Raw genomic sequence first — 11632 nt, 5'->3', positions numbered from 1 at the left:
CGGCCGTCGTTCTCCATGGCACTGGACGTGACCCTGTGCGCTCTGCCGGTCGAAGAGACCGGCAGAGCATGGGATGTCAGCCAGTGGCGGGACCGACATCGAGGTAATCGACGTTGGGCAGTCCGGCTGCCGTGGTCGGATCCAACCGGATGGTGTTGCTGCCGGCGTTCAGCGGGACGGTCACGGTCTTGGTCGACCACGTCGTCCACGCACCGGTGGACTCGAACGAAACGGTCCCCACCGTGGATCCGTTGACGATCAGGTTCGCCGGCCTCGCACCGCTACCGGAGCCATTGGCGAACCGGATCCCCAGCGTTGCCGTACCAGCGGCCTGCGGGGTCACCGTGAACTGCGCGAAGGCCCCCGCAGCGGCAGTGCCGTTGCAGAACCCGCTACCGGAAAAGCCCGCTTGGTTCGAGTCGATCGTGCCCTGGCACTGGGCCGGCGCGGTCTCCGCCTCGTACCGCTGTCCTGATGGCGCGTCGGTGGAGGTCTTGACCAGTGAGAGCTGGTCGACGATGACGCCGCCCGAACCCGACGCCCGCACGGTGACGGTGGCGGCCCCGCCCGGCAGCGCGATGCCGGTGAGCTCGCGCTTGGCCCAGCCGCTCGACGACGGGATGGCGAGGGTGCGTTGGCTGCCGTTGGCGCCGGTGATCACGACCTGTCCGGCGCTACCCCGAGCGTGCAGGGACAGGGTGTACGTGCCCGCGGGTACCGACGCGATCCGCTGCTCGACGCCGCCGCTGTTGCTCACCTGGAGGGCGAAGCGAGACCCGTTCACACCACCGTTGACGTTGGTCACCGAACCGCCGAGGTTCCGCCATCCCCGCACACTGGAGACGATGATGCGGTCAGCCTGGATGTCCGGGTTGAGGATGTAGTTGTTCGCCGGCCCGACACGCCACTCGCCGGTCGTGACGTTGAACTGCCACTGGCTCACCGAGTGGAACTGGGGCCTCGCGCCGGTCTTGGTGATCGGCACCCACTGGTTGTACCCGATGCCGTTCCAGGCGAAGTCGGCCCAGCGGTCGCCGGCGTAGATCACCGTGTTCTGCTTGGTGCCCTTGACCGTCACGAAGAACCCGGTCTGGGTCACGTGGCTGTAGTCCATCTCGGTGCCGGCAAGGACGTACTCGCTGCTGTACGAGCCCTGAACGTTGCTGCTGGTCGACTCGTTGACGTAGTTGACCGAGGTGTTCCAGCCGTGCAGGTCCGACGCCGCGTGGTAGTACTTGCCGTCGAGCTTGAACATGGCGTTGCCCTCGCGGCCGTCGCCGCGGCGGATCTCCACGCCTGGCTCGATCCGCAGCGAGTCGGACTCCCGGAACTTGGCCACGAAGCCGCGCGACCGTCCTTCGCGGTTGGAGAAGATCAGGTAGTCCTTGCCGTTGTCGTCGGTGAAGACGGTCTGATCCCCGGTTCCGGTCGTGGGCGAGTTGGTGATCTGGGTCTGGAAGTAGCCGTAGTCGAAGGTGTCGGTGGGTGAGTCGCCCTGCAGCAGCAGCACGCCGTGCCCGCCCCTGCCCGTGTGCCACATCTGCACGGCGAGCACGTACTTGCCGGTGTTCTCGTTGTACGAGACGCCGAGCCGCCCGACCCAGCCCGCACCACCCAGGTTGGCGCCGCTGCCCACGCCGGTGGAGCGCGTCGCGACCCGGTTCTCGAACTTCCAGTTCACCAGGTCCTTGGACGAGTACACGGGGATCGAGACGAAGCTGACGTTGCCGTCGTACTTCCTCGTCGGATTGGCCCGGTAGAGCTCGGCGCCGGTGTAGTGCACGCCGTACCAGTAATAGGTGTCGCCGAACTTGAAGACCCCACCGCCCTGCGAATAGATGGGGTTGCCGCTGGTGTCGTTCCAGAAGGTGTTGTTCGTGATGGTCTGGAACGTGCCTTCGTCGGCGGCCTCCAGGCCGGCGGCGGAAGTCATCAGCGCCGTCTTCGCGGCGGCGACCTCCGACGTGCCGGCCGACGTGTCGTCGGCGACATCGGCCGCGGCGGTCAACGCCTTGGCGAAGGGCTTCCAGGAGTCAGCTGTGTACTTCGTCGGAGTGCGCGTCTGATAGTCGGACACCAGGTACTCGAGGCCACGATCCACCGCCGGTCCAGCAGTGGCACCCTGGTCTTGGAGTTCCCTTGCCTGCGTTGCTTGGGTCTGCGTCGCGGGTGCCTCCGCCGCAGCGGTGCTCGCCGAGAGCGGTGCCGCTAACGCCACGGACAGCAGTGCTGCGGCGGCCAACTTCCAGTACTTCGACACCACGCGCGATCTTTTCCTCACGATGTCACCTTCCGTCGTTCTCATAGGCGCCGAGGTCCGGCGCGCTTCCGCTGAAGGGCAGTCCCACGTCGGTGCCCTTGTCGATGAGGGCACTGTTCGCCGCGGGACGGAGGTGGGGCAGTACGGGCAGGCTCCCGTCGGTCTGGCGGGGCGCGTCCCAGCCGGACGTCGACACGCTCCGGAACTGGGAGTCCGACAGGGGGACACCGAGGTTCCAGGAGTTGTACGCGGCGTTCGTGCCGGTCATGTACGACGTCGGCGTTCCGGTGTAGGCGATGTTGTTGCGCAGGTTGCCCCGGCCGACGGCGGCGCCGCTCGGGTCGACGCCACGCATGTTGAAGTTGGGGTGGTTTCCGTAGCCGGTGTTGTTGAAGAAGTCGTTGGCCACCGGGTGGTGGTTGGCGTAGAAGCCGGCCGCCTTGTTGAGGAACGCCACCGAGGAGCGGATGGTGTGCTTCGGTGCATTGGCTTCGTAGTCGCCCCCGTAGCCGCCCGACTTGAAGCCGGCTCCGTTACCGGAGGGCGTCGTCGTCCCCGGCACGTACCCGTTGCGCCAGGCCCACGAGTTCTCGATGAGCACGGGCGAGTAGGTGGAGATGAGGTCGAACCCGTCATCGGCGTTCCACCACGCGCGGCACCCCCGGAACACGTTCGCGGCGCGGCCGGCCGGCGTGTAATGCGCACCGAACCCGTCGGCGTTCTCGCCGGGCCCGTCATTGCTGCGCAGGTCGTAGTTGTCATGCGAGTCCGAGTTGAGGACGAGGTTGCCGCCCCCGCCGTTGATGAACAGGCCGGTGCCCATGTGGTGGTGGGTGTTGATCTGCTCGAAGACGCCGTTGCTGCCGGAGATCCAGATGCCCCAGGACTCGGCGTTCCGGTTGTTGTTCTGCGGAACGCCCTTGACTTCGAGTCCTTTGAGGTGGATCCAGCTGCCGGTGACGTTGAAGCCCTTGATACGGCAGTTGTCCGTCATCCGTGAGAAGTCGAAGACCGGCCTCTCGCCCGGGTGGGCCCAGTACCGGATCGGGTTGCCCGAACTGCCGCTCTTGTTCAGGGTGATCGCGTCGACTCTGGCGGACTGGCTGGAGCAGGCGCTGTTCGCTCGGGTGTAGGCGTAGGTGCCGCCCCGGAGATAAACCGTGTCGCCCGCCTTGGCGACGGACTGCGCACGGGCGATCGATGCCCACGGAGCGGCCTGCGTACCCGCTGCGCCGTCATTCCCGTTCGGGGCGACGTAGTAGGTGTTTCCGGCCGCCGCGGCGCTCGCGGACGCCGAGCCGGGGGCCATGACGACGGAACTCGTCGTGACCACCGAGAGCAGGAGGGCAGGGGTGACGAACTTCGCGGTTCTCACAGTGTCATCTCCCGAGTCAGGTGATTTCCCGTGCAGCGGCAAGGCTCATGCCTGCCTGAAGTGCTCAGCGCAGGTGCGGAAACTGCTTTTCGAAGGGCGGGACCACGCGCGTGCTTCTTCAGAACTTCATGGAGCCGGCGGCCAGGTTGGCGATGAAGTGGCGCGAGCCGATCAGGAAGACCCCGATCAGCGGGATCACCGACATGAGCGCTCCGGCGATGACCATCGACTGGTCGGTGGTGTAGACGCCGTTCAGCTGCTGCACGGCCACCTGCAGCGTCACCTTGCCCGGGTCGGTCATCACGATCAGTGGCCACAGGTAGTCGTTCCAGATGTGGAAGAAGGTGAAGATCCCCAGGAACGCCAGCCCCGGACGGAGCACCGGCAGCCCCACCGTCCACCACTGGCGGAAGAACCTGGCCCCGTCCACCCTCGACGCCTGGATCAGCTCGTCGGCGATCGCCCCCTGCGCGTACTGGCGCATCCAGAAGATCCCGAACGCGTTGGCCGCACCCGGAATGATCAGCGCCTTGAGCGAGCCGGCCCAGCCGAGCCAGGCCAGGGTGACGAACTGCGGCACCAGTGCCAGCTGCATCGGGATCATGAAGGTGGCCAGCACGATCCAGAACAGCACCCTCCGCCCGGGGAATTCGTACTTGGCGAAGGCGAAGGCGGCCAGCGAGTCGAAGAGCAGCACCAGGAACGTCACGGCTGTGGCGGCCACGACGGTGATGCCCATCGCCCCCCAGAAGTCGATCCCGTCGAACACCTTGTTCATGTTCTCCCACAGGTGAGGGCCGGGGAGCAGGGCGGGCGGGTAGGCGAAGATGTCCCCGGTGGTGTTCGAGGCCATCACGAACATCCAGTAGAACGGGAAGACCGTGATCAGCACGCCCAGCAGGAGCACGGCGTGGCCCACGATCGTCCGCGACCCGGCGGAGGTCTCAGCGCGCACGGGACTTCCCCTTCCGCTTTCCGGTGCCGATCGCGTCCTCGTCGCGACCGGCGATCAGCCGCCAGTTGATGACGGAGAACACCGCGATCAGGAGGAACAGCGCCCAGCCGACGGCCGCGCCGTAGCCGAACCGGTTGAAGATGAACGCCTGCTGGTACAGGTAGAGCACGATGGTGGTGGCCTCGCCGCCGGGCCCGCCGACGTTCCCGTTGTCGTCCACCGGGAACAGCACCTGCGGCTCGGTGAACAGTTGCAGCCCGCCGATGGTGGAGGTGACGGCGACGAACAGGATCACCGGGCGGAGCATCGGGAGGGTGATCCGGAAGAAGGTCTGGCGGTTGCCGGCGCCGTCGACCTTGGCCGCCTCGAACACGTCGCTGGAGATGGCCTGCAGGCCGGCGAGGCAGATGATGGCGTTGTAGCCGACCCACCGCCAGGTGGTGATCGCCGCCACGGAGACCTTCATCGCCCACGGGTCGGACAGCCAGCCGACCTCGCCGGCGTGGATCGCCCGCAGCGCGCTGTTGAGCAGCCCGGAGCTGTCGCTGAAGACCGAGCCGAGCACCAGGGTCATCGCCACGATCGAGGTGATGTTCGGGACGAAGTAGGCGACCCGGTAGAACGCCTTGAACCGCACGGCGGTGTGCAGCGCGTAGGCGATGACCAGCGCCAGAAAGATCATCGGGACGGTGGACAGCAGCCAGATGATCAGGGTGTTGCCGATCGACTGCCAGAAGTCGGGGTCGGACACCAGGTACGCGTAGTTCTCCCAGCCGATCGACCGCATCTCTCCGATGCCGTCCCACGACATGAACGACAGGTAGACGGAGAAGCCGACCGGGAAGACACCGAAGACGGCGAAGAGGATGAAGAACGGGGAGACCGCCGCGTACATCGGCCAGTAACGGCGCCAGCCGGGCAGCGGCCTGGACCCGTCCGGCGGTGGCTTGGCGGCGTTCCCGCGCGGCTTGACGGCCTTCCCACCCAGGGAATCGGCGAGGCCCATTCAGATCGCCCCCTCGCGGGTGAGTTCGCGCTCGACGGTGGCCTGGGCGTCCCTCCATGCCGTGTCGACGTTCTTGCCGGACTCGACGTTGGCGAGCTCGGCGGCGAAGACGGGATCGATCACCCGGTCGTACGGGCTCCTGTAGACGGTCCTGACCTGCCGCGCGGAGGGGCCGAACACCTCGATGGTGCGCTGCCCGCCGTAGAAGGGCCGGGGTTCACGCATCTCCGGCCTCGTGAAGGAGCGCGGGGAGGACGGGAACAGCGACATCTCCGTGAACGCCTTGACCTGGTTCTCCGGAGACTGCAGCCAGGTGATGAACTTGTAGGCCGCCTCGGGGTTCTTGGAGTACTTGGTGATCGCCAGGAACGAGCCGCCGACATTGCCCGCGCCACCGGGCGGGTCGGCCACCCGCCACTTGCCCTCGGTCTTCGGTGCGGCGGACTCCGGAAAGGCCAGGCCCCACCACACCGCGCCGATACCCACCGGCTGCCGACCGCTGGTGATCACGCCGTACAAGTCGGTGGAGCCCTCCGGGGCGCCGGCCGACAGGCCGTCACTGCCGATCCGGTAGGCCAGTTCGAACGCCTCGCGCAGCTCGTCCCGGTCGCCGATGTACCGGCCGTCCTCGGTCATGAACTTATTGGCCAGCTGGCCGAGCCGGATGCTCCAGACGTGGCGGATGTTGGGGCAGATCACCGCGCGCTCCCGGGACTTCTGCAGCTCCTTGCCCAGGGCGATGAAGCCTTCCCAGTCCGGGGCCCGGGCGGCCAGCTCCTTCGGGTCGGTGGTGATCCCGGCTTCCTGAAACAGGTCGGTGCGGTAGAACAGCCCGGTGGGGCCGGTGTCCATGGGGAACGCGATCATCCGGCCCTCGGGCGTGATGCACTCGTTCCACTTCCAGTCCAGGTACCGGCTCTTCAGCTCGGCCGCCCCGAAGTCGTTCAGGTCGACGAACCCGTCCTGGTTGGGGAAGTAGGTGGCCACGTCCGAGTTGATGCCGATGATGTCCGGCACCAGCGACTTGCCGGCGAGCACGGTACGCACCTTGGTGTTGAAATGGCCGCCGATGTTGGTGCGGCTGATTCTGAAGCCCTCGGCCCCGGGAATGCCCCTCGTCTCTGCCCGGGCGACCAGCTCGTCGCTCACCGACCGGTCCCAGGTCCACAGCGTGATCTCGTCCGAGTCGCCGAGTGAGCGCTGCGACCCGCAGCCGGCCGTCCAGGACCCTCCGGCGGCCGCTCCGGCGCCCAGCGCCAGAAGCCGTCTTCGTGACACTGCCATGGGCGTGTGCACCACCTTCCGAGCGAGCGGCCCACCCCCTGATCGCTCCGGCGGTGACCGAACAGACATCGCGAACCGTTGCGCTGGTTGAACGGGGGTGGGCTGTCTTGAGGAGGCTCGGCATTGCCGCCGACACACCGCACACAGCGCTGCCCACGAGCGGCGGTGTGGACCTCATGGCTCACGGGACGAAGCGGCTGCTGCGCAGCTCCGGACCCGTCGCCGGGCCCCTGGCCCTGCTATGCGCCAGACGGAAGGCTCTGGCCGGCGGCACGGCTGCCGACGCCGCTCATGATGGCGTTGATGATGCCCTGCTGGGTCACCGTGAGGGAGCGCCGGTTGAAGAGTCCGAACCCGTACCGATCGGTTGTGCCATTGTCCCAGTAGACGGGGGCCGCCCCGTATTTCTTGGCGGTGGCCGCGACAGCCCGCGCGAAGTCCGCGCGATACCTGTTGTTCGACGAATCGAACGACGACTTGTCGATCGCGCCGTACTCGCCGAGCACTACCGGATACCCCTTCGTGACGAAGGTGTCATGCATCTTTTTGAGCTGGGAATCCAGGTAGTCCTCCTGGCCCCAGGTCGACGTTCTCGATGGATTGGTCGCCGCTCGCCCCCACTGCGTGATGGTGCCGCTTTCCTCTCCGGCGAAGTCCCACGGGCTGTAGTGATGAACGGAGATCATGATGCGCCGCTCGTTGGCGGGAATGGAGGGGGATCGATACTGGTCGGACGGAAGCGTGAAGCCGTAGTTCCCCGCGGTGTAATCGATGTTCGTGTTCCAGCCGGGAACGAGAAGCCACCTTGAGCTGTTGTTTCCGCCGGTCTTTCGCACGGTGTCGACGAAGATCTGGTTGTAGCTGTTGATGTTCGAGTAGCACGGTTGGGTCGGGTTGCCGTATTGCCCGTCAAACTCCTCGTTCATGGACTCCAGGATCAGGCGATGGTCGTAGTTCTTGAACCTGTTCGCGATTTGCTGCCAAGCCTTCTGATACTTGGCCTTGATCGTCGCTTGGGAGGGTGAGTCGCAGATAAGCCAGGAGCCGTTGATGGTCTTGTATCCGTCGCCGTGCATGTTGATCATCACATGCAGGCCCCTGTTGTAGGCGTAGTTGACGACTTCCTGGATTCGGTTCAGCCAGGAGGGATTTATCGTGTAATTCGGGCCGGGTCCTATGCTTCCCAGGTACGAGACCGGGATCCGGATCGTCTTGAAACCTGCCGCCCTCACTTTGTCGATGAGGGCTTGCGTGACGGCCGGCTGGCCCCATGCCGTTTCGCTGGGGTATCCGTTGGTGGTGGCTTCGAGTTGGTTCCCCAGATTCCATCCCGCGCCCATGTCGGCCACGATCTGCGAAGCGCTCGACTGTGCCACGGTGTCGGCCGATGCCTGATGTGCCGCGCCGTACACGGATGCGGCAACCGTCAAAAGGACGGCAAGGGAAACGGCTCTGATCTTCCCTGCTAGTGAAACCATGAGCTTTCCTCTCTTCCAGCCTTGAGGGTGTCTCCCTCAAGTGCACCTGTCTGCCTGAATGCGAGCGGCTGGAGCCGCACCGGGAGTTCGGGGATGTCGTTCCCGCCTCCGGCCTGGGAACGTACACAGTGAATTGCGCCACCCACGGCTTGCCTCGCAGTGATCCGAGAAGTGGTCGGAGCTGCGAAGGGCCCGCGCTGCGCACGGGTCCGGGCGCCGTGCGTGGTTGATCCTCAGCTCAGGGCCGATTCCCAGGTGGTGGTGCTGGAGGTGGTGCCGGAGCGAAGGAGGTCGCGGGCCGCGGTGTCGCCGTACAGACTCCACCGCGTCCAGTCCACGAAGGTGATGATGGTGCGGGAGTCGCCTAAGTTGTTGCTGTGGTCGGCACCGCGGAAGGTGAGGAACGCCTTGGCGGCGGGCAGTTCCCGAAACGCCTCACGAGTGGAATAGATCGGGGGGCACGCTGGGGCGGAGCTCCGGCCGTCGCAGTGGCTATTGCTTGTCCCGTGCCGAGCAGGTACATGCCTACGCCCGTGGCTCCGGCTGCGCTCAGGGGCAGGAAGCAACGCCGTTGCATGGTCATGAAGACTCCTGGTGTGGGGTGAGCGGAGTGCTGCTCGATCAGGCGCCGGGAAGGGGCATCGGTGATGCTGCGGCGGTGACGCTGACCGAGGTGGTGGGGAGTAACCGTGGGGGGGCGGTCAGGTGGGCGTTGTGCGCACGGTGGAGGACGTACCGGCCTTGCCCGTGGCAGCGACCGTGGTGGCGATCGATGTGGCGTGGTCTTGCGAGCAGAGACACGGCGAGCCGGTGAACACCGCCCGACCGGTGACTCGATCATGGCGAAAGCCCTTCGCAACCCTCTGCCCGCCCATCTGATGGGGGATGGGAATTCCGCGGAAGCGTCGCAGAGGTGCCTCTCCTTCCACTCGTCGTGCGCCGGCGCTTCTGGGAGCGTTCCCATGGGGACTTGCAACAGTCAGAGTCCCGATCGGGTGCCTATCTGTCAATCATCGGAACCCAACTCTGTTGCCTTCGACGCGCATTCGACAGATCGCAGGGCGGGAAGCGCTGTGTGGTGTCTCCGAGGCCCGCCCGGTCCCGCTCGCGGCGGTCCGTCGTCAGCCGTGGCCCATGCCCGCACTCATGCCGGCGATCGTATGGGCCCTGATGTCGAGATGCGGCCCCTCCGCGCATCGGGTCACCACAGCGCGGACATGGTCCTGGGCCGGCTGGAGGAGACCGTCGTACACCGCGACGCAGACTTCCCGCGCCCGTGACCGGGGCCAGCCGGGCGGCAGCAGCCCGATGGGGAGCAACGGGTCCAGGATGGGGAAGTGCCGGTAGGCATGCATGACCTCGGTCCGGGCGCGCACCGCGTCGGCACCGGTGACGTCGTCGGCGCTGATGTGTGGCAGCAAGCCGCTCCAACGGCTGATGAAAGCCTGGTAGTGCTCGGCGATGCCGGGCAGGTCCCAGGCCTGGACCGGGTTGCGGTCAGCCTCCGTGTCCAGATCCTCCTGCCGCGCGCGGAACACGGTCACCGCTCCCCGCGCCAAGTCGGCCACCTCGATCCGCCCCTTGGGGGTCAGGGGGTGCGGCGATACCCAGAGCGCGTCGTACAGCGGCGCGAATCCGCGCCAACGCAGCGCGGTGCGCAACGCGCGCCGCCGCGTGCTCTCCTGCTCCGGGACGGAGAAGGCGATCAGTGTCCACTGTCCGTCCCATGAGTCGGGTTGGGTGGTGAAGGTGGCGATCGAGCTGGCACCGCTCCACAGGTCGACGGCGGCCTGCGACGTCAGTCGGTAGGAGCTGTACCGCCCTTGCCGACTGCTCTCCAGCACCCCTCGGCGCATCAGCCTGCTGATCGTCGTACGGGCGGCGCCCGCGCTCACCTGGAACTCGCCGAGCAATGCCACGATCGCCGCCGACGGCAACCAGGCCCGAACGGGGAACGTGTAGTCGGCGATCAAAGTCACCGCGAGTCCCTGCGGCGAGACGCCGCTCTGCCAGCCGGGCGACCGCACGGGTCCCGCGGCGCCGTCACCCTCGTCGGAGAAGATCTCCTCGAGGTGGGACAGGTTCGGCAAGGTCGGCTCCGACGCGGTGGACACGGTCGGCACCACTTTAACGGTTGTGAAATCGCAGGGTGGAGCCCTGGCGCGACTGCTCCACCCTGACGGGACCTGCGGGCACCGGTGAAACGTCCAGGCAGTGCCAGGTGTGCCAGGCCGGTGTACTTGGAGGGCAGTCGGTAGGGGCGGTACAGCTCGTACCGGCTGACGCGGGAGGCCGCTGTCGATCTGTGGAGCGCCGCCAGCTCGATCGCCACGTTCGCCACGCAGCCCGACTCATGGGACGGATGGTGGGCCCTGGTTGCCTTCTCCGTGCCGGAACAGGAGAGCACGCGACGGCGTGCGTTGCGCACCGCGCTGCGGTGGCGCGGGTTCGCGCCGTTGTGCGACGCGGTGTGGACTTCGCCGCACCCCGCTCACCCCCAAGGGGCATGCCGAACCGGCCGACTTGGCGCTGGGGGCGGTGAGCGTGTTCCGCGCGCGACAGGTGGATCTGGAGACGGAGGCCAACCGCAACCCGATCGAGGCGTGGGACCTGCCCGGCATCACCGGCCAGTACGCGATCTTCATCCGGCGGTGGAGCGGCCTGCTGCCCCGTATCAGCGCTGGTGGGATCACCGGTGCCGCGGCGGTGCGCGCCTGTACCGAGGTGATGAACACTTATCGCCATTTCCCAGTGCTGGACCTACTGCTGCCCATCGACCTGCTGCCGGCTGACCGGCCTCGGCCCCAGGCGAGGGAAGTGTGCGTCGCGGTGTACGACGGTCTGGCCCACCCGGCCCAGGAACACGTCCGATCGGTGGCGGCCCGGTCCGCGGACGGTCCGCACGTCGGCATCAGTGCCCACACGATTGCCGGCATGAGTGCTGGTATCCGTCACAGCCGTGGCTGACGGCCGGCCGGTCTGCCCCTGAGTTCGAAGGGATTTGCGTCGCATCGATTGACAGATGAGAGTCCGGTAGTGACTCTTTTTGTTATTCGAAGTGGGTGTGGGAGCGTTCACAGTCATGGCCCCGTAGAGGGCAGATCGCATGCATCGCTCCCCGCCTCATCGGGTTCTTGTACCTCCGCATCAGTGGTGACAGGAGGCACGTCATGCGTGAGTCACGGCCGGTCGGCGTTCGGCGGGCGCCACCACACCGTGCGTGTTCAGCGGAAGCCGCACCATCACCCCGTTACCCCACTTGACGCTTCCTCAC

Annotated in this window: 8 protein-coding genes and 1 pseudogene; 2 read left to right on the top strand and 7 right to left on the bottom strand. The window is 66.6% G+C overall.

Annotated elements, in window-relative coordinates; translation table 11 throughout:
* Positions 1 to 76: 76 nt before the first annotated feature.
* The 7 genes from ACZ3I3_RS19835 to ACZ3I3_RS19805 all read right to left on the bottom strand — a co-directional run bounded on the left by ACZ3I3_RS19835 (position 77) and on the right by ACZ3I3_RS19805 (position 10472).
* Positions 77 to 2305, bottom strand: a complete 2229-nt coding sequence (locus tag ACZ3I3_RS19835; RefSeq protein WP_467366759.1) for a family 43 glycosylhydrolase — start codon at positions 2303 to 2305, stop codon at positions 77 to 79.
* Positions 2286 to 3635, bottom strand: coding sequence for a right-handed parallel beta-helix repeat-containing protein (locus ACZ3I3_RS19830; protein ID WP_467366757.1), 1350 nt, complete (start codon positions 3633 to 3635; stop codon positions 2286 to 2288). Before ACZ3I3_RS19830 ends, ACZ3I3_RS19835 begins: the two co-directional genes overlap by 20 nt.
* 118 nt (positions 3636 to 3753) lie before the next feature.
* Positions 3754 to 4590, bottom strand: a complete 837-nt coding sequence (locus tag ACZ3I3_RS19825; RefSeq protein WP_467366755.1) for a carbohydrate ABC transporter permease — start codon at positions 4588 to 4590, stop codon at positions 3754 to 3756.
* On the bottom strand, positions 4580 to 5596 hold the full coding sequence (locus ACZ3I3_RS19820; protein WP_467366753.1) for a carbohydrate ABC transporter permease: 1017 nt from the start codon (positions 5594 to 5596) through the stop codon (positions 4580 to 4582). Before ACZ3I3_RS19820 ends, ACZ3I3_RS19825 begins: the two co-directional genes overlap by 11 nt.
* Positions 5597 to 6880: an ABC transporter substrate-binding protein gene (locus ACZ3I3_RS19815; RefSeq protein WP_467366751.1), complete on the bottom strand. Its 1284-nt coding sequence runs from the start codon at positions 6878 to 6880 to the stop codon at positions 5597 to 5599.
* Between the two features lie 239 nt (positions 6881 to 7119).
* Positions 7120 to 8358: a glycoside hydrolase family 5 protein gene (locus tag ACZ3I3_RS19810; protein WP_467366749.1), complete on the bottom strand. Its 1239-nt coding sequence runs from the start codon at positions 8356 to 8358 to the stop codon at positions 7120 to 7122.
* Positions 8359 to 9479: 1121 nt separating this feature from the next.
* Complete coding sequence (locus tag ACZ3I3_RS19805) at positions 9480 to 10472, bottom strand: PaaX family transcriptional regulator (RefSeq protein WP_467366747.1); 993 nt, start codon at positions 10470 to 10472, stop codon at positions 9480 to 9482.
* 273 nt (positions 10473 to 10745) lie between these two features.
* On the opposite strand from ACZ3I3_RS19805, the pseudogene ACZ3I3_RS19800 reads away from it, so the two are divergent.
* Together ACZ3I3_RS19800 and ACZ3I3_RS19795 are read left to right on the top strand one after the other, a co-directional pair.
* Positions 10746 to 10799 (top strand): annotated as a pseudogene (locus ACZ3I3_RS19800) (hypothetical protein); the annotation flags it as partial.
* Positions 10800 to 10896: 97 nt separating this feature from the next.
* Positions 10897 to 11325, top strand: coding sequence for a PaaX family transcriptional regulator C-terminal domain-containing protein (locus ACZ3I3_RS19795; RefSeq protein ID WP_467366745.1), 429 nt, complete (start codon positions 10897 to 10899; stop codon positions 11323 to 11325).
* The last annotated feature ends 307 nt before the right edge of the window (positions 11326 to 11632 follow it).

The sequence above is a fragment of the Streptomyces sp. NPDC016851 genome (assembly GCF_055562795.1).
The sequence above is the reverse complement of the archived record's forward strand: the minus strand, read 5'-3'. Positions and strand labels throughout refer to the sequence as shown.

What these genes read in the sequence shown, in the direction of transcription:
- ACZ3I3_RS19835 (WP_467366759.1), bottom strand. Translation starts at nt 2,305, where the DNA reads ATGAGAACGACGGAAGGTGACATCGTGAGGAAAAGATCGCGCGTGGTG.
- ACZ3I3_RS19820 (WP_467366753.1), bottom strand. Translation starts at nt 5,596, where the DNA reads ATGGGCCTCGCCGATTCCCTGGGTGGGAAGGCCGTCAAGCCGCGCGGG.
- ACZ3I3_RS19815 (WP_467366751.1), bottom strand. Translation starts at nt 6,880, where the DNA reads ATGGCAGTGTCACGAAGACGGCTTCTGGCGCTGGGCGCCGGAGCGGCC.
- ACZ3I3_RS19810 (WP_467366749.1), bottom strand. Translation starts at nt 8,358, where the DNA reads ATGGTTTCACTAGCAGGGAAGATCAGAGCCGTTTCCCTTGCCGTCCTT.